Below are 16,716 nucleotides of genomic sequence, written 5' to 3'. Positions count from 1 at the left end.
GCGGACTGGACCCGGGTGCGATTCCCGGCGGCTCCACCAATCTTCCCCCGGAGTTATCGCCGGAAAGTGCGGGGCCGATCAGCATCGACAGACGTGTAAAGGTGTTGCTTTCTCTCGGCGTGGCTCACCGTTTCGGGCCTTTAAACTAAATGCGAACGATAACTTCGCTGAAGAAGTCCGTCTGGCCGCGTAAGCGGTTCGATAGATTTCGACATAAACTCCTAGCGTCTTAGCAGCGTTAGGCGGGGCTCGGAGGGGGCCTTGCAACAGAACCCCTCCACTTTCCCTTTCTGCCACTTCCCCATTCTGCATTTCGACGCGCGCCTATGGCGCGAGCCGCCTTGCGCGCCAGCGCCGAAGCGCTACCCTCTGCGCCACAAGTGATTTCCGGAGATCCCATGGCTCAGGAGCCGCCGGCCCAAGACCAGATGCACTACGAGGCCATGGCCCAGGAGGCCCTGCGCGGCGTGGTGAAGACGGCGCTGCGCCGCGCCGCGGCGCCGGACGGACTGCCGGGCGCGCACCACTTCTACATCACCTTCAAGACCGAGGCCCCGGGCGTCTCCGGCCCCAACGACCTGCTCGGCAAGTACCCCGACGAAATGACCATCGTCCTGCAGCACCAGTACTGGGACCTGGCGCCGGGCGAGACCTTCTTCTCCGTCACCCTGAAGTTCGGCGGTCAGCCCAAGCGGCTGTCGGTGCCCTATGCGGCGGTGACCCGCTTCTACGACCCCAGCGTCCAGTTCCTGCTGCAGTTCGAGGCGCCCGCGGGCGCCGCGGCGAGCGAGGCGCCCGCGGCTGCGCGCGCCGACGACAAGGCGGCCATCGCCTCCAATGTCGAGATCGACCCCGACGCACCCAACGTCGTCTCCCTCGACACCTTCCGGAAGAAGTAGACCGCATGACCGACGTCGCCGCCGAGCCCGAGGCGCTTACCGACGAGGCCATCCTCGCGCGCTTCCAGCGCACGAAGAACCAGCCCACCGGCTCCCAGACCCTGGGCTTCCGGCTGGTGGCTGTGAGCCAGGCCGAGCGCTCGGTGGAGGTGGAGTTCGACGCCAAGGCCGAGCTGCTGCTCAACCCCATGCGCCAGATTCAGGGCGGCTACATGTGCGCCATGCTGGACGAGGCCATGTCGGTGGCCTGCATGGTCGCCTCGGGCATGACCCATGTGGCGCCGACCGCGGAAATGAAAACGAGCTTCTTCCGCCCCGGCGCGCCTGGAAAGCTGAAGGGGATCGGCAGGGTCGCCAAGTGGGGGCGGACCATCGCCTTCACCGAGGGTGAGCTCTATGACGCCGAGGGCCGGCTGCTGGCCAAGGCCACGGGGACGGCGGTGCCCACCCCCTTCCAGCAGTACAAGAAATAGGATGTCACCGCGCGCGGGCCTGGCCGGCGCGTTTGCGGCCCTGCTGCTGGGCTTGGCCGCGCCCGCGCTCGCCGCCGCCAACCCTTTCGCAGATTGGGCCGCCGTGGTGGTGGCCGGCGACTATCACGGCAGCGGCGGCGGCCCCACCGAGGCCTTCGACAACGCGCGTCGCGATGTCTCCAAGGAGCTTCAGCGGATCGGGTTCGCCCAGGGCAACCTGCGCACCTTCTCGGTGCGGCCGGACCGCTACAAGGACAGCCCGCTGAAGTCCGATCCGCGGGCGATCTACAAGGCCCTGGAAGAGCTGTCGGGCAAGGCCAAGGCCGGCTGCCTGATCTATTTCACCTCGCACGGGGCGCCGCAGGGCGTGGTCATCGACCAGCAGATCCTCAGCCCTGGAATCCTCAACGCGATGCTGGACGCCACCTGCGCGCAGCGGCCGACCATCGTGGTGGTGTCGGCCTGCTTCTCCGGGGTCTTCGTGCGGCCCTTGGCCGCGCCGAACCGGATGATCCTGACCGCCGCGCGGCCCGACCGGACCTCGTTCGGCTGCGGCGAAGACAGTGTCTATCCGTTCTTCGACGACTGCGTGCTGAAGGCCAGTCCCATGGCCAAGGACTTCGCGGCCCTGGCCGCGTCGGTGAAGAGCTGCGTGGCCCAGCGTGAAGTCCAGGAGGGCATGAAGCCGCCCTCCGAACCCCAGCTCTGGATCGGGGCGGAACTGCGGCCGATGCTGCCGCTCTATTCCTTCCCCAGCGGACCGCCCGGCGCCGACTAGCGCTGTACGGAGAGGGCGCCTACAAGGGACTATCTGCATGAACCGGTGGGCGGAAATTCTTACATGCGTTTGACGATCAAGGCCGTTTTGGCGGCTGTCCTCTCCCTGTGCGCGGCCCCGGCCCTGGCGCAGGACCAGACGACCTCCCCGGCGCTCATCCCCGAGGGGCCGACGCCCTACACCAGCCTGCAACGCCCCGCCCGCCCCGCGGCGCCGCGCCCCGCAGCGCCCCGGCCTAACCCCGCCGCCGCGACGGCGACAGCGACGCCCGCGGCCCCGATCGGCGTGGTCGCCGCCCTGCCGGTCACCGCCAGCGGCGCGCGCCTGGGCCCCGCCGAGACCCTGCCCCCGGCCGAGCTCGAGGCCTTCGTCGATGGCGTGGTGCGCAGCGCCATGGCCCGCGACCACATCGCCGGCGTCACCGTCTCGGTGGTGCAGAACGGCCAGGTGGTGCTGAAGAAGGGCTACGGCTTCGCCAGCCTGGCCCCCGCCCGCAAGGTCGATCCCGACGCCACCCTGTTCCGCATCGGTTCGATCTCCAAGACCTTCACCTGGATCGCCCTGATGAAGGAGATCGAGGCTGGCCGCATCCGTAAGGACGCCCCGGTCAATCTCTACCTGCCCGAACAGCTGCAGATCCGCGACCAGGGCTTCCGCACGCCTGTGCGGATCGTCAACCTCATGGACCACTCGCCGGGCTTCGAGGATCGCGCGCTGGGCCACCTGTTCGAGCGGAACTTCGCCCGCGAACGGTCGATGGCCGAGTACCTGCGCCAGGAGCGTCCGCGCCGGGTGCGCGCGCCTGGCGAGGTCGCGAGCTATTCCAACTACGGCGCGGCCCTCGCTGGCCAGGCCGTCTCCTATGTGTCCGGCAAACCCTACGAACGGCTGATCGAGGAATCCATCCTCCTGCCGGCCGGCATGCGCAACACCAGCTTCCGCGAGCCGCACGAGCCGAAGGCGGGCATCGCCGGCGCCATTCCCGACCGCCTGGCCAGCCAGATCTCCCAGGGTTACCGCTGGACCCCCAGCGGTTTCGAGGCGCGGCCGTTCGAATATATCGGCCACATCGCGCCGGCCGGCTCGGCCTCGTCCACCGCCGCCGACATGGCCCGCTACATGCAACTGCTGCTGAACGGCGGCGCGATCGATGGCGCGACCATCTATGGCCCCGGCGCGGCCCAAGCCTTCCGCACGCCCCTGCGCAAGACCCCGGCCGGGATCAACGGCTGGCGGCACGGCTTCGTCGACTACAGCCTGCAGGGGGGCGCGCGCGGTTTCGGCCACGACGGCGGCACCCTGTCGTTCCACTCGAACATGGTGGTGATCCCGCACCTCCGGCTCGGCGTCTTCGTCAGCACCAACACCGACACCGGCGGCGACCTCGCCCACGGGCTCGCCGACCAGGTGGTCGGCCAGTTCTACGCCCCGCCACAGGTCTATCCGCGCCCGGGGTCCGAAGCGCTGAAGGATCGCGCGCGGGACTTCGAGGGCTACTTCGTCGGCACACGCCGGGCCTATCGCGGCCTTGAGTCCATCGTCGGCCTGGTGACCACCGGCATGACCGTCAAGGTCGACAACAGGGGACGGCTGGTGACCTCCGGCTTCAATGGCGCGCGCACCTGGGTTCCGGACGGCGATCTGGCCGAGGGCCGCTTCGTCTCCACGAGCGGTGCGAACCGGCTGGCCTTTTCGATGTCCGGCGGCAGGGTGCAGAGCTTCCAGACCAGCGATGGCGGCCAGACCTTCGAGCGGGCGGGTTTCTGGAAAAATCCCTCCCCGGCGATGACCCTGGCGATCCTCACGGGCGTCGCGGCGGCCGCGACCCTGGCCGGCATCTTCCTGCGCAATCGCCGGGAGTTCCGCGAGACCCCGGTGCAGAGCCGCGCCAGCCTGATCCAGAACATCCAGGCCGCCCTGTGGCTGACCATGCTGATCCTGTTCGGCCTCTGGCTCTCGCGCACCGGCGACATCGCCAATGTGATGTACGGCTGGCCAGGACCGCTGCTGTTCATCGCCTCGGCCTGCGCCCTGGTGGCCGCGGCGCTGACCCTGGCGACCCTGCTCCTGCTGCCGGCCATCTGGCGCGGCGGCCGGCGGGTGGATTCCTGGACACCGCTGCGCAAGCTCGCCTTCTCGGTGACGGTGCTGCTCTATTCGGCCTTCGCCGTGGTGCTGTGGTTCTGGGGCGTCCTCAGCCCCTGGAGCGGCTGATTCGCGCCCACGGGCCGGAATTCATGAACGCCGGCCCGCGCCGCCCGAGGCGAAAATAAAGGTTACTGAATAAATTCAGTACGATTTGCCGCAGCCTTCACCACGACCTTAAACGCGGCGTTTACCAAGCACTGGGTAAATCCTGCCTAGCGGCGGGCGGCTTTCAGCGTTCGTCCCGCGTATCTCGGGAAGGACGCCCGCGTTGAATAGCTTCGTCGCCGCCCTGCAGAAGTTCGGAATCGGACGGCTGGCGGCCATCCTGGGGATCGGAGCGGGCGTCGCCGCGGCGCTGTTCGCCCTGACCATGGGATTGGGCGAACCCAAGGCGCTGCTCTATTCGAACCTCGACCTGAAGGAAGCCGGCTCGATCACTGCGGCCCTCGACCAGGGCGGCGTGAAGTATGAGGTCAAGGGCGACGGCTCCACCATCATGGTGCCGCGCGACGAGGTCGCCGCGACGCGCCTGATGCTGTCAGGCAAGGGCCTGCCGACCTCCGGCTCAGTGGGCTACGAGATCTTCGACGGCGGCAACACCATGGGCCAGACGGACTTCGTCCAGCAGCTCAACCGCCAGCGCGCCCTGGAAGGGGAACTGGCCCGCACCATCCAGAGCCTGGACGGCGTAGCCTCGGCCCGCGTCCACCTGGTCCTGCCCAAGCGCCAGCTCTTCGAGGAGGAGGCCGAGCAGCCCTCCGCCTCGGTCACCCTGGGCGTGGGCGGGCGCGAGCCCAGCCAAGACCAGGTCCAGGCCATCCAGAACCTGATCGCCAGCGCCGTGCCGAACCTGAAGCCCGGCCGCGTCACCGTGGTCGACCAGCACGCCAAACAGCTCTCGGCGGGCGAGGACGGCTTCGCCGGCCAGGCCGCCGACGGCCGCCGCAGCGAGGTCGAGCAGCGCATCGCCAAGACCGTCAAGGGCCTGGTCGAGGGCGTGGTCGGTTCCGGCAAGGCCAGGGTCAACGTCACCGCCGATCTCGATCTCGCCCGGGTCACCGTCCAGCAGGAGACCTTCGATCCTGACGGCCAGGTGATCCGTTCGGAATCGACCAACGAGGAGAGCGCCAAGGAGAACGCGGCCGACGCCAACGGCGGCGTCTCGGCCAGCGCCAACATCCCCAGCGGCGCCGGCGCCAATGATGAGGGCCTCACGGGCTCCACCAGCGCCACCACGACCTCCACCACCAATTACGAGATCTCCAAGACCACGCGGACCGAAGTCAACGAGCCCGGCCAGGTGAAGCGCCTGTCGGTCGCCGTGGCCATCGACGGCGCGACCGCGCCCGGCGCCGATGGCAAGCCCGGCGCCTACACCCCGCGCTCGGCCCAGGAAATGGCCCGCATCGAGCAGCTGGTCCGCACCGCCGTCGGCTACAACGCCGACCGCGGCGACCAGGTCACCGTCGTCAATGTCCGCTTCCCCACCGTCGCCGACGCCGGCGGCACCGAGGCGGCCAATCCGCTGATGGGCTTCGACAAGAACGACATCATGCGCGCCGTGGAGCTGGCGATCCTGGCCCTCGTCGCCATCCTGATGATGCTGTTCGTGGTCCGCCCGCTGTTGCGTAACAGCGGCGGGGGCGGTGGCGGCGGCCGCTCCCTGTCCCACCTGACCGCGGCCGGCCCGGGCATGACCCGGGTGGTGACCACCAATGACGGCCAGCAGATGCAGGTCCAGGTCGATCCCAACACCGGCCAGCCCCTGGCCCTGCCCGGCCCCGGCAACGAGTTGGAGCAGCGCATCGACATCGCCCGCATCGAGGGCCAGGTGAAGGCGTCCTCGGTCAAGCGGGTCGCCGAGTTCGTCGACAACCATCCGGAGGAGTCGGTCTCGCTCCTGCGCACCTGGCTGCATGAGACCACATGAACGCCCGGCTCAAAACCATCAGCGATCCAGCCCGGCTGAGCGGCCCCGAAAAGGCCGCGGTGATCCTGCTCGCCCTCGGCGAGGATCACGGCACGATCTGGCAACAGCTCGACGAGGAGGAGATCAAGGAGATTTCCCAGGCCATGGCGGGCCTCGGGAACGTCTCGGCCTCGGTGGTCGAACAGCTCCTGGTGGACTTCATCTCCGGCATGTCGGGCGCCGGGGCGATCATGGGGTCGTTCGAACAGACCCAGCGCCTGCTGGCCGCCTTCCTGCCGGCGGACAAGGTCGACACCCTCATGGAGGAGATCCGCGGTCCAGCGGGCCGCACCATGTGGGACAAGCTCGGCAACGTGAACGAGGCCGTGCTCGCCAACTACCTGAAGAACGAGTACCCCCAGACCGTCGCCGTGGTGCTGAGCAAGGTGAAGTCGGAGCACGCCGCCCGCGTGCTGGCCGCCCTGCCCGAGGACTTCGCGCTGGAATGCGTCACCCGCATGCTGCGCATGGAGCCGGTGCAGCGCGAGATCCTGGACAAGATCGAACAGACCCTGCGGACCGAGTTCATGTCGAACCTGGCGCGCACCTCCAAGCGCGACAGCCACGAGATGATGGCCGACATCTTCAACGCCTTCGACCGCCAGACCGAGGCGCGCTTCATCGCCGCCCTGGAGGAACGCAACCGCGAGAGCGCCGAGCGCATCCGCGCCCTGATGTTCGTCTTCGAGGACCTCAGCAAGCTCGATCCCGGCGGGGTCCAGACCCTGCTGCGCGGTTGCGAGAAGGACCAGCTGGCCCTGGCGCTCAAGGGCGCCTCGGACGGCCTGCGCGAGATGTTCTTCTCCAACATGTCCGAACGGGCCGCCAAGATCATGCGCGAGGACATGGAGAGCATGGGCCCCGTGCGCCTGCGCGACGTCGACCAGGCCCAGATGGCCATGGTCCAGGTCGCCAAAGACCTCGCCGCCAAGGGCGAGATCATGCTGGCCGGCTCCGGCGGCGACGATGAGTTGATCTACTGATGGCCGACGCACCCCACCAGAGGTTCGGCTTCGACACCGTGTTCGACGGCGCGGGCGACGTCGCCTACGCCCCGCCGCGGCCCAAGCGCCTATTCACCATCGAAGAGGTCGAACAGGTCCGCGCCAGCGCCTTTAGCGAAGGCGAGACGCAGGCGCTGGCTTCCATGGCCGCCCTCCAGGCCCAGGCGCTCTCCAGCGTCGCCGCCTCCGTCGTCGCCGCCTTCCCCAAGCTGGCGGGCGTGGCCCACGACCACCGGGTGGGCTCGGCCGAGCTGGCTATGGCCTGCGGCAAGGCCATCGCCGACGCGGCGCTCGCCAAGTTCCCGGAGGCCCCGATCCGGGCCGCCATGGAGAACCTCGCCCGCGAGATCGAGGCCGCGCCGCGCCTGATGGTCGCCGCCGCCCCCGACCTGGCCAAGACCCTCCAGGCCGTGCTCGAAGAGGCCGCTCAGGCCATCGGCTACGGCGGCGCGATCCAGGTGCGCTCGACGCCCGGCATGGCGCCGGCCGCCTTCACCCTTGATTTCGGCGACGGCGCGGCGGCGTTCGACCCCGCCGCCGCCGCCGCCCGCGTGGCCGCCGCCCTCGACGCGGCGCTTGCGGCCGAAGGCCTGCACGCCGAACCCCTCATTCCCGGAAGCGAGAGCTGACAGCCATGTCCGACACCGAACTCAAGCTCGACGAATTCGCACCTTCCGAAACCCCGATGGCCGAGATGGCCATCGAGATGGAGGAGAAGACCGGCACCGACCTGCAGGCCGTCTACGACGTCCCGGTCTCGATCTCCGCGGTGCTCGGCCGCGCCAGCATGTCGGTGGCCCAGCTCCTCCAACTGCAGTCCGGCAGCGTGCTCGACCTGGACCGCAAGGTCGGCGAGGCCATCGACATCTACGTCAACAACCGCCTGGTCGCCCGGGGCGAGGTCGTCATCGTCGACGACCGCCTGGGCGTGACCATGACGGAAATCATCAAGGACGGCGACTCCCAGGCCTGAAGCCTGAGCGTCGAAGGGAGATACGAGTATGCGGCTTCTGGTCGTCGGTAAATTGAACGGACAGCTCTCCACCGCCGTGAAGATGGCGATGTCGGCGGGCGCCAAGGTGAGTCACGTCGAGACCATCGCCGCGGCCACCCACGCCCTGCGCGCCGGTCAGGGCGCCGACCTGCTGCTGGTCGACTACGAACTCGACATCGCCGCCCTGATCGAGGCCAACGAGGCCGAGCGCATCCGGGTGCCGGTGGTGGCCTGCGGTGTCGACGCCGACGCCAAGAAGGCCGGCGACGCGATCCGTGCGGGCGCCAAGGAGTTCATCCCCCTGCCGCCGGACGCCGAGATGATCGCCGCCGTCCTGGCCGCGGTCTCCGACGACGACAAGCCGATGATCGTCCGCGATCCGGCCATGACCGCCATCCTCGCGGTCGCCGACCAGGTCGCCCCGTCCGAGGCCTCCATCCTGATCACCGGCGAGAGCGGGTCGGGTAAGGAAGTCGTCGCCCGTTACGTCCACCAGAAGTCCCGGCGCGCCAGCCGGCCGTTCATCTCGGTCAACTGCGCCGCCATCCCCGAGAACCTCCTGGAGAGCGAACTCTTCGGCCACGAGAAGGGCGCCTTCACCGGCGCCGTGGCCCGCCGGATCGGCAAGTTCGAGGAGGCCTCGGGGGGGACCCTGCTGCTGGACGAAATCTCGGAGATGGACGCGCGCCTGCAGGCCAAGTTGCTGCGCGCCATCCAGGAACGCGAGATCGATCGGGTGGGCGGCTCACGGCCGGTCAAGGTCGACATCCGCATCCTGGCCACGTCCAACCGCGACCTGGCCCAGGCCGTGAAGGACGGGACGTTCCGGGAAGACCTGCTCTATCGCCTGAACGTCGTGAACCTGCGCCTGCCGCCCCTGCGCGAGCGGCCCGGCGACGTGGTCGCCCTGGCCGAATTCTTCGTGAAGAAGTACGCCAAGGCCAACGCCGCCCCCGAGCGGCCGCTCTCGGCCGAGGCCAAGCGCCGTCTGGCCGGCCATCGCTGGCCCGGCAACGTGCGCGAGTTGGAGAACGCCATGCACCGCGCGGTGCTGATGGCGTCGGGTCCGGAGATCGAGGAGTCCGCCATCCGCCTGCCCGACGGCCAGCCCCTGGCCCCGCCGGACATGGCCAGCCGGGCGGCTTCCCACGCCGCGGTGGCCGCCGAGGCGGTCACCCGCTCCTTCGTCGGCCAGACCGTGGCCCAGATGGAGCAGGTGCTCATCATCGACACCCTCAGCCATTGCCTGGGCAACCGCACCCACGCGGCCAACATCCTGGGGATCTCGATCCGCACCCTGCGTAACAAGCTGAAGGAGTACACCGAGGCGGGCGTCTCCGTGCCCGCCCCGCAGATGGGCCAAAGCGCGGCCTAACCGATGGCCAACGCAGGATCATACGTCGCCGAACGGCCCTCCCCGCGCCAAATGCTGGGCTGGCTGATGAAGGGCGAGGTGGCGATGGCCATCGGCGTCATCGGCATCGTCATCCTGCTGATCCTGCCGATCCCGCCGTTCATGCTGGATATGCTGCTGGCCATCTCGATCACCACCTCGGTGCTGATCCTGATGACCTCGCTGCTCATCAAGCGGCCGCTGGAGTTCACCGCCTTCCCGACGGTGCTGCTGGTCACCACCCTCTACCGGCTGGGGCTGAATATCGCCTCGACCCGGTTGATCCTCGGCCACGGCCACGAGGGCGCCCACGGGGCCGGCAAGATCATCGAGGGCTTCGGCAACCTGATGATGGGCGGCAACTTCGTCATCGGGGTGATCGTCTTCGCCATCCTGGTGATCGTGAACTTCGTGGTCATCACCAAGGGTTCGGGCCGGATCGCCGAGGTCGCCGCCCGCTTCACCCTCGACTCCATGCCCGGCAAGCAGATGGCCATCGACGCCGACCTGTCGGCGGGGCTGATCGAGGAAGACGAAGCCAAGACCCGCCGCAAGGAGCTGGAGCAGGAATCGACCTTCTTCGGCGCCATGGACGGCGCCTCGAAGTTCGTGCGCGGCGACGCTGTCGCCGGCCTGATCATCGTGGCCATCAACATCATTGGCGGCATCCTGATCGGGGTGGTGCAGCACAAGGTGCCGCTCGGCCAGGCCGCGGCCACCTACACCCTGATGACCATCGGCGACGGCCTGGTCAGCCAGATCCCCGCCCTGATCATCTCGATCGCCGCGGGCTTCCTGGTCTCCAAGGCGGGCGTCGACGGTTCCGCCGACAAGGCCCTGGTCACCCAGTTGGCCATGAACCCCATCGCGCTCGGCATGGTCGCCGCCTCGGCCGGCGTCATCGCCTTCATCCCCGGCATGCCGATCATCCCGTTCGCGGCGCTGGCGGCCGGGGCGGGTTTCCTCTCCTGGCGCCGGTCGCAGGACGCCCAGGAGGCGGCCTACAACGCCGTCGAGCTGGTGCCGACCACCGCCCCGGTCGCGCCGGAGGACGAGCCGATCAGCCAGTCCCTGGCCATCGACGAGATCAAGATCGAGCTGGGCTACGGCCTGCTGCCGCTGATCAACGACATGGAGGGCCGCCGGCTCACCGACCAGATCAAGGCCCTACGCCGAACCCTGGCCGCCGACTTCGGCTTCGTCATGCCGGCGGTGCGCATCCTCGACAACATGCGGCTGCCGTCCCAGGGCTACATGATCCGCATCAAGGAGATGGAGGGCGGCCAGGGCGAGGTGCGCCTGGGCGCTCTCATGGCGATGGACCCCTCCGGCGGCCAGGTGGAGCTGCCGGGCGAGCACATGCGCGAGCCGGCCTTCGGCCTGCCCGCCACCTGGATCGACGACAACCTGCGCGAGGAGGCCACCTTCCGCGGCTACACCATCGTCGACCCGGCCACGGTGCTGACCACCCACCTGACGGAGATCCTCAAGGAGAACATGCCTGACCTGCTCTCCTATGCTGAGGTGCAGAAGCTGCTGAAGGACCTGCCGGGCGAACAGAAGAAGCTGGTCGAGGATCTGATCCCCAGCGTGGTCACCGCCACCACCCTGCAGCGTGTCCTGCAGGCGCTGCTGCGCGAGCGGGTCTCCATCCGCGACTTGCCGGCCATCCTGGAAGGGGTCGGCGAGGCCGCCCCGCACACCCAGTCGATCGTGCTTCTGGTGGAGCAGGTCCGTTCGCGCCTGGCCCGCCAGATCTCCTTCGCCCACCGCGGCGACGACGGCGCCCTGCCGATCATCACCATGTCGGCGGAGTGGGAGAACGCCTTCGCCGACGCCCTGATCGGGACCGGCGACGAGAAGCAGCTGGCGCTGGCCCCCTCACGCCTGCAGGACTTCATCCGCGGGGTCCGCGAGAGCTTCGAGCGCGCGGCGCTCGCCGGCGAGAGCGCGGTGCTGCTGACCAGCCCGCAGATCCGGCCCTATGTCCGCTCGATCATCGAGCGCTTCCGCGGCCAGACCCCGGTGCTCAGCCAGAACGAGATCCACCCCAAGGCGCGGCTGAAGACGGTGGGCTCGATCTAGGCCATCGGCTTGACGAAGATGAACTGGGCGCCGGCGCCCTCCTCGTGCCGCTGCCCGGTGTCGACGAAGCCGATCTTCTGATAGGCGGCGATAGCGCCCTCATTGCGGGCGTTCACCGCCAGCATCAGCTTTGGCTGGATCGGCCGCTCGCGGGCGAACCAATCCTCCAGCAGGGCGATGCAGCGTCGCCCGACCCCTTGGCCCTGCATGCCCGGCCGGACCCGGAAGCTGTGCAGGCTGACCGTGCCGGGCGGCGCCCAGGGCGGGCGGCGCAGGCCCTCGCGCAGCACGAAGAAGCCCACCACCCCCCGGTCGTCGGGCGCGATCACGGCGAAGCCCTGCTCCAGGCCCACCGCGTCGGGCTCGTTCAGCCGGCCGAACACCTCGTCGAGCGAGCCTGCGAACTCTTCCTGCTCCGGCGGCAGGCTGATCTGTTCGACGAGCTCGCGATCCGCGCCGGAGATGGGTTCCAGGCGCCAGTCGGCGATGTCTATGGTTCTTGTTTCCTCTCCCATGGGGCGGAGGCTAACACGCATTGGGCGACAAATGTCAGGTCGCCCGCGACGTCTGCCCCGTTGCAGGCCGGCTTGGCGGCTGGTAGCGGTTTGGCCCCAGGGTGACGATTGTCCGTCGCCGAGCGTTGGATGACGAATGCGGCCACCTGCTTTCAAGAACCGGAACGGCCCGGGCGGGACCATCTTCTGGGACCTGCTGACCTTCGAGAAGCTGATGACCAACCAGGTCATCCACCTGATCTACTGGTCGGGCCTGGGGGTGATCGCCCTGGTGGCGTTCGGTATGGTGGGCGCCGCGGTCGGCGTGGCTCTGCGCGAGGAAAGCTGGATCGGCGTGATCCTGGCGGTTCCGGTCCTGGTGGCCGGCCTCTTGGTGGTGGCCGCCCTGGTGCTGCTGTGGCGTTCGTTCTGCGAGCTCTATGTGGCCCTGTTCCGTCTCAGCGACGACCTGCACGCCATCCGCCAGGCCACCGACGCCGAACAGGCCCGCACCCCTAGGCCCTGAGCCCGCCGATCCAGGCGGCCGCGGCGGCCTTGGGCCGGCCCGCGTCGTCGAACAAGAGCGGCGCGTCGGCCGGGTTTTCCCGCTTCAGCCACGAATCCTTGTCGCGCAGCCCCCAGTGGGTGAAGGCGAAGCGCTGGGCCGCCGGCAGGCTGGAAAAGGCTTCCGCCGCCTCGGCATAGACCCGCGACTGTCCGGCCAGCAGCTTGCTCCGGTCCTTCAGCACCCCTCGCGATCGGGTGAGCGACACGTCCATCTCCGAGACGTGGACCATGAGGCCCAGGCTCGCCAGGTCCTTTAGCGCCTTGGTGATCTCTCCGGGCGCGAGGTCGGCGGCCAGGTGGGTCTGGGTTCCCACCCCGCCGATCGGGGCGCCGGCCTTCAGCAGGGCCTCGACCAGTTTCATGAAGGTCGCGCGCTTCCTGGGGATGTTCTCGAGATTGTAGTCGTTGAGGAACAGCACCGCGTCGGGGTCGGCCTCGCGGGCGTGCTGGAAGGCCAGCACCATGTGCTGAAGCTTGCCCAGCTTCTGGGACCACAGGCTGTCGCGCCAGCCGTTCCCGTCCTCGGCCACCGCCTCGTTGACCACGTCCCAGCCCACCGCCTGGCCGTGATAGCGCCCGGCCACGGCCAGGATGTAGTTCCGATAGGCGTCGCCGAACTTGATCCGCTTGCCCTCCAGCCGTTCGAAGGCGCCGGGGACCTGGGCGTACCAGATGAGCGTATGGCCGAAGAGCCGCATGCCGTTTGCCCTGGCGAAGGCGGCGATGCGGTCGGGCGCCTCGAAGCGGAAGGAGCCGTCGTCCTTGACGATGTACTCCATCTTCATCTCCCACTCCGGCGTCACCTGGGAGATCTGGGCGGCGATCAGCGGCACGAGGCTGGGATCGCCCAGTTGCTCCTCCTGCACGCAGACCCCCACCGGGAAGGCCGCGGCGCTGCGCAGGGGCGGGATGGACACCGGCGTCTGGGCGTCGGCGCGGCGGTCGCAGGCGGCGAGCGCCAGCCCGCCTCCCAGCACGATCCGCCGATCCAGGGTCACCGCCCGCCTGCCGCGGCCCGGCGCAGGCCGAGCTCGTCCATGGCGGCGGTTTCCAGCCGGGCGCGTTCCTTGAGGTCGGCCAGGCGCATGCGCTCGGCCACCTGCTCGTATTTCTTCTGTTCCTCGAAGGCGAGCGCCAGCGCGTCGCGGGCCCCCTCCTCCTCGACGGCGATGCGGTCGATCTCGGCCTGGGCCAGCGCCTTGCGGGTGCGCAGCCCCTCCAGGAAGCCCAGCTGGTACCAGCCATGCTCGGCGTCCTGCCGACCCTTCTCGGCCTCGGCCTCGCCCTCGGCCTCCAGCAGGACCAGCTTCATCTCCGCCTGCAGGCGCCGGTCGGCGATCTCCGCCAGGCGCTTCTGCAGCACCTCGACCTCATAGGTCGAAAGCTTGATCAGGGATTTGGCCCAGCTCATGTCGCTTCACTCATCAGGATCTGCGACAGGGCCTCGAAGCTCTCGTCGATGGTCGAGCTCTCGTCCTTGTCCTGGGCCAGGAAGGCTTCCAGCGCCGGGTTTAGCTGGATGGCGCGGTCCACCTGCGGATCGGCCCCCGCGCGGTAGGCGCCGATGCGGATCAGCTCCTCCATGTTGGCGTAGGCCGAGAGCGACTGGCGGGCCAGCTTGACGATCTCGCGCTCGTTCGGCGCGTGACAGCCCGGCATGGTCCGGCTGATCGACTTCAGCACGTTGATCGCCGGAAAGCGGCCGCGCTCGGCGATGGCCCGCTCCATGACGATGTGGCCGTCCAGGATACCGCGCACGGCGTCGGCGATTGGCTCGTTGTGGTCGTCCCCGTCCACCAGCACGGTGAAGAGGCCGGTGATCGGCGCGGCCGTGGTGCCGTCGGGGCGCACCGGTCCGGGCCCCGCCCGCTCCAGCAGCTTGGGCAGCTCGGTGAAGACGGTGGGCGTGTAGCCCTTGGTGGTCGGGGGCTCGCCGGCGGCCAGGCCGATCTCGCGCTGGGCCATGGCGAAGCGGGTGACCGAGTCCATCAGGCAGAGGACCTCCAGGTCCTGGTCGCGCAGGAACTCGGCGATGGCCAGCGTCATATAGGCGGCCTGGCGGCGCTTCAGCGCCGGCTCGTCGGAGGTGGCGACCACCACGATGGCGCGCTTCAGGCCCTCCTCGCCCAGAGTCTCCTCAATGAACTCGCGGACCTCGCGGCCCCGCTCGCCGATCAGCCCCACGACGACGGCGTCGCAGTCGGCCTCCTTGGCCAGCATGGACAGCAGCACCGACTTGCCGACCCCGGAGCCGGCGAACACGCCCAGGCGCTGGCCACGGCAGCAGGTGGTGAAGACATTCATGGAGCGCACGCCCAGGTCCAGGCGCGCGCCCACCCGGCCGCGCGCGTGGGCGGCCGGCGGCGCGGCGCGTAGGGCGTAGGGCACGATGCCCTGCGGCAGGGGGCCCTTGCCGTCGATGGGTTCGCCGAAGGCGTCGATGATGCGGCCAAGCCAGGCGGTGGTCGGCCGCACGGCCGAACCCATGGGCTCGATGCGGATCTCGGCGCCCGGCGCCACCCCCTCCACGGGACCGAAGGGCATCAGCAGGGCGCGGGTTTCGCGGAAGCCCACCACCTCGGCGGCCAGCGGCTTGTCGGCGCGGCGTTCGATCTCGGCGCGGGCGCCCACGGCCAGCCGGGTCAATCCGCCGCGGGCCTCGATCAGCAAGCCGTTCACGGCCGCGACGCGGCCGGAGACGGTCAGGGGATCGATCCGCTCGACGGCGGCGACGAGGCTACGCAAAGGCTGGAATCCCAGGGCGGAGTTGAGCAAGTCCAGATTCCGCCCAACGCCGTTAACCCGTGATGAAGATTCGACCGCGACCGGCCGGCGCAACCCGGCGGGTGCGTTAAAATCGCAAGCTTGGCCGCACGGCTCATTCGTTAACGATGTCTAATCACAAAAGATTCAACGCCCCTGCGACTCCCTGTCCAACACCCGCCCTTGCTGGCGATTCCCAAAACGAGTTAACGATTCTGGCAGAGGCCTTTCACTATTAACCGGTCTTAAATTAACTCGCTGGCAAGTTAACGGCGAGGGTCGAGGCGGATTCCCAGATTCCCAGGGAAACTAGCGCTACCGTTCGAGGAGGAACAGATGCGCGTACTATTGATTGAGGACGACAGCGCCACGGCGCAGAGCATCGAGCTGATGCTCAAGTCCGAAGGTTTCAATGTTTACACGACGGATTTGGGTGAAGAGGGCGTGGATCTCGGAAAGATCTACGACTACGACCTGATCCTGCTCGACCTGAACCTGCCCGACATGAGCGGCATGGACGTGCTGCGCACCCTGCGGGTGGCGAAGATCAACACCCCCATCATGATCCTGTCCGGCACCGCCGAGATCGACACCAAGGTGAAGACCTTCGGCGCCGGCGGCGACGACTACATGACCAAGCCCTTCCACAAGGATGAGCTGGTCGCCCGAATCCATGCGGTGGTCCGTCGCTCCAAGGGCCACGCCCAATCGGTCATCAAGACCGGCGACATCACCGTCAACCTCGACGCCAAGACCGTCGAAGTGAACAACAGCCGGGTCCACCTGACCGGCAAGGAATACCAGATGCTGGAGCTGCTCTCGCTCCGCAAGGGCACCACGCTCACCAAGGAAATGTTCCTGAACCACCTCTATGGCGGCATGGACGAACCCGAGCTGAAGATCATCGACGTGTTCATCTGCAAGCTGCGCAAGAAGCTGGCCGCGGCCGCCGACGGCAAGCACCACATCGAAACCGTCTGGGGCCGCGGCTACGTGCTGCGCGACCCGCAAGAGGGCCAGGTCGCGGCCTAGACCCCCGCCTCCACCCTCGCCAGAGACCCGAACGCCCGCCGCTCCTTCCGGCGGGCGTTTTCTTTTGTCCTCGCGCCCTGCGATGCGCGACGGCATACGCGCGCTCAGATCCTCCAC

16 protein-coding genes and 1 other RNA gene are annotated in these 16,716 nt (G+C 68.6%); 13 read left to right on the top strand and 4 right to left on the bottom strand.

Annotated elements, in window-relative coordinates:
- The 11 genes from ssrA to flhA form a co-directional block, all read left to right on the top strand.
- Positions 1–282: a transfer-messenger RNA gene (gene ssrA / locus Q8Q88_RS21395) on the top strand; the annotation flags it as partial.
- A 116-nt stretch (positions 283–398) separates the two neighbouring features.
- Positions 399–899, top strand: a complete 501-nt coding sequence (locus tag Q8Q88_RS21390; protein WP_305677210.1) for an SspB family protein — start codon at positions 399–401, stop codon at positions 897–899.
- 5 nt (positions 900–904) lie between these two features.
- Positions 905–1,372 carry a PaaI family thioesterase gene (locus tag Q8Q88_RS21385; protein WP_305677209.1) on the top strand — a complete coding sequence of 156 codons (468 nt, stop codon included), beginning with the start codon at positions 905–907 and terminating at the stop codon, positions 1,370–1,372.
- Position 1,373: 1 nt separating this feature from the next.
- Entirely contained in the window at positions 1,374–2,150 is a 777-nt protein-coding gene (locus Q8Q88_RS21380) for a C13 family peptidase (RefSeq protein WP_305677208.1), read from the top strand.
- Between the two features lie 63 nt (positions 2,151–2,213).
- Positions 2,214–4,364: a serine hydrolase gene (locus Q8Q88_RS21375; RefSeq protein ID WP_305677207.1), complete on the top strand. Its 2,151-nt coding sequence runs from the start codon at positions 2,214–2,216 to the stop codon at positions 4,362–4,364.
- A gap of 202 nt (positions 4,365–4,566) precedes the next feature.
- Complete coding sequence (gene fliF / locus Q8Q88_RS21370; RefSeq protein WP_305677206.1) at positions 4,567–6,228, top strand: flagellar basal-body MS-ring/collar protein FliF; 1,662 nt, start codon at positions 4,567–4,569, stop codon at positions 6,226–6,228.
- The gene (gene fliG, locus Q8Q88_RS21365) at positions 6,225–7,250 is read left to right on the top strand and encodes a flagellar motor switch protein FliG (protein WP_254836219.1); all 1,026 of its coding nucleotides are present in this window, start codon (positions 6,225–6,227) and stop codon (positions 7,248–7,250) included. Before fliF ends, fliG begins: the two co-directional genes overlap by 4 nt.
- A complete protein-coding gene (locus Q8Q88_RS21360; protein WP_305677205.1) occupies positions 7,250–7,900 on the top strand; it encodes a flagellar assembly protein FliH in 651 nt (216 codons plus the stop codon). The genes fliG and Q8Q88_RS21360 overlap by 1 nt, the downstream gene beginning before the upstream one ends.
- Positions 7,901–7,905: 5 nt before the next feature.
- Complete coding sequence (gene fliN, locus Q8Q88_RS21355; RefSeq protein WP_305677204.1) at positions 7,906–8,244, top strand: flagellar motor switch protein FliN; 339 nt, start codon at positions 7,906–7,908, stop codon at positions 8,242–8,244.
- A gap of 28 nt (positions 8,245–8,272) precedes the next feature.
- Positions 8,273–9,640, top strand: a complete 1,368-nt coding sequence (locus tag Q8Q88_RS21350; RefSeq protein ID WP_305677203.1) for a sigma-54 dependent transcriptional regulator — start codon at positions 8,273–8,275, stop codon at positions 9,638–9,640.
- 3 nt (positions 9,641–9,643) lie between these two features.
- The gene (flhA, locus tag Q8Q88_RS21345; RefSeq protein WP_305677202.1) at positions 9,644–11,743 is read left to right on the top strand and encodes a flagellar biosynthesis protein FlhA; all 2,100 of its coding nucleotides are present in this window, start codon (positions 9,644–9,646) and stop codon (positions 11,741–11,743) included.
- Here flhA and Q8Q88_RS21340 read toward each other — a convergent pair.
- Positions 11,740–12,279, bottom strand: a complete 540-nt coding sequence (locus Q8Q88_RS21340; protein ID WP_305677201.1) for a GNAT family N-acetyltransferase — start codon at positions 12,277–12,279, stop codon at positions 11,740–11,742. The genes flhA and Q8Q88_RS21340 overlap by 4 nt on opposite strands.
- Before the next feature lie 115 nt (positions 12,280–12,394).
- Between Q8Q88_RS21340 and Q8Q88_RS21335 the strand changes: the two genes are divergently transcribed.
- Positions 12,395–12,763 carry a DUF4282 domain-containing protein gene (locus Q8Q88_RS21335; RefSeq protein WP_305677200.1) on the top strand — a complete coding sequence of 123 codons (369 nt, stop codon included), beginning with the start codon at positions 12,395–12,397 and terminating at the stop codon, positions 12,761–12,763.
- Here Q8Q88_RS21335 and Q8Q88_RS21330 read toward each other — a convergent pair.
- The 3 genes from Q8Q88_RS21330 to fliI are packed head-to-tail and all read right to left on the bottom strand — an operon-like array spanning position 12,753 to position 15,549.
- Complete coding sequence (locus Q8Q88_RS21330) at positions 12,753–13,802, bottom strand: endo-1,4-beta-xylanase (protein WP_305677199.1); 1,050 nt, start codon at positions 13,800–13,802, stop codon at positions 12,753–12,755. The two genes, Q8Q88_RS21335 and Q8Q88_RS21330, sit on opposite strands and share 11 nt — an antisense overlap.
- The gene (locus Q8Q88_RS21325) at positions 13,799–14,215 is read right to left on the bottom strand and encodes a flagellar export protein FliJ (RefSeq protein ID WP_305677198.1); all 417 of its coding nucleotides are present in this window, start codon (positions 14,213–14,215) and stop codon (positions 13,799–13,801) included. Before Q8Q88_RS21325 ends, Q8Q88_RS21330 begins: the two co-directional genes overlap by 4 nt.
- Positions 14,212–15,549, bottom strand: a complete 1,338-nt coding sequence (gene fliI, locus Q8Q88_RS21320) for a flagellar protein export ATPase FliI (protein WP_305677197.1) — start codon at positions 15,547–15,549, stop codon at positions 14,212–14,214. Before fliI ends, Q8Q88_RS21325 begins: the two co-directional genes overlap by 4 nt.
- A 354-nt stretch (positions 15,550–15,903) precedes the next feature.
- On the opposite strand from fliI, the gene ctrA reads away from it, so the two are divergent.
- Complete coding sequence (gene ctrA, locus Q8Q88_RS21315; protein WP_254836209.1) at positions 15,904–16,599, top strand: response regulator transcription factor CtrA; 696 nt, start codon at positions 15,904–15,906, stop codon at positions 16,597–16,599.
- Positions 16,600–16,716: the final 117 nt, after the last annotated feature.

This window comes from Phenylobacterium sp. (genome assembly GCF_030697925.1).
GTDB lineage: Bacteria > Pseudomonadota > Alphaproteobacteria > Caulobacterales > Caulobacteraceae > Phenylobacterium.
The sequence above is the reverse complement of the archived record's forward strand: the minus strand, read 5'-3'. Positions and strand labels throughout refer to the sequence as shown.

What these genes read in the sequence shown, in the direction of transcription:
- Q8Q88_RS21390 (WP_305677210.1), top strand. Translation starts at nt 399, where the DNA reads ATGGCTCAGGAGCCGCCGGCCCAAGACCAGATGCACTACGAGGCCATG.
- Q8Q88_RS21385 (WP_305677209.1), top strand. Translation starts at nt 905, where the DNA reads ATGACCGACGTCGCCGCCGAGCCCGAGGCGCTTACCGACGAGGCCATC.
- Q8Q88_RS21380 (WP_305677208.1), top strand. Translation starts at nt 1,374, where the DNA reads ATGTCACCGCGCGCGGGCCTGGCCGGCGCGTTTGCGGCCCTGCTGCTG.
- Q8Q88_RS21375 (WP_305677207.1), top strand. Translation starts at nt 2,214, where the DNA reads ATGCGTTTGACGATCAAGGCCGTTTTGGCGGCTGTCCTCTCCCTGTGC.
- fliG (WP_254836219.1), top strand. Translation starts at nt 6,225, where the DNA reads ATGAACGCCCGGCTCAAAACCATCAGCGATCCAGCCCGGCTGAGCGGC.
- Q8Q88_RS21360 (WP_305677205.1), top strand. Translation starts at nt 7,250, where the DNA reads ATGGCCGACGCACCCCACCAGAGGTTCGGCTTCGACACCGTGTTCGAC.
- fliN (WP_305677204.1), top strand. Translation starts at nt 7,906, where the DNA reads ATGTCCGACACCGAACTCAAGCTCGACGAATTCGCACCTTCCGAAACC.
- Q8Q88_RS21350 (WP_305677203.1), top strand. Translation starts at nt 8,273, where the DNA reads ATGCGGCTTCTGGTCGTCGGTAAATTGAACGGACAGCTCTCCACCGCC.
- flhA (WP_305677202.1), top strand. Translation starts at nt 9,644, where the DNA reads ATGGCCAACGCAGGATCATACGTCGCCGAACGGCCCTCCCCGCGCCAA.
- Q8Q88_RS21340 (WP_305677201.1), bottom strand. Translation starts at nt 12,279, where the DNA reads ATGCGTGTTAGCCTCCGCCCCATGGGAGAGGAAACAAGAACCATAGAC.
- Q8Q88_RS21335 (WP_305677200.1), top strand. Translation starts at nt 12,395, where the DNA reads ATGCGGCCACCTGCTTTCAAGAACCGGAACGGCCCGGGCGGGACCATC.
- Q8Q88_RS21325 (WP_305677198.1), bottom strand. Translation starts at nt 14,215, where the DNA reads ATGAGCTGGGCCAAATCCCTGATCAAGCTTTCGACCTATGAGGTCGAG.
- ctrA (WP_254836209.1), top strand. Translation starts at nt 15,904, where the DNA reads ATGCGCGTACTATTGATTGAGGACGACAGCGCCACGGCGCAGAGCATC.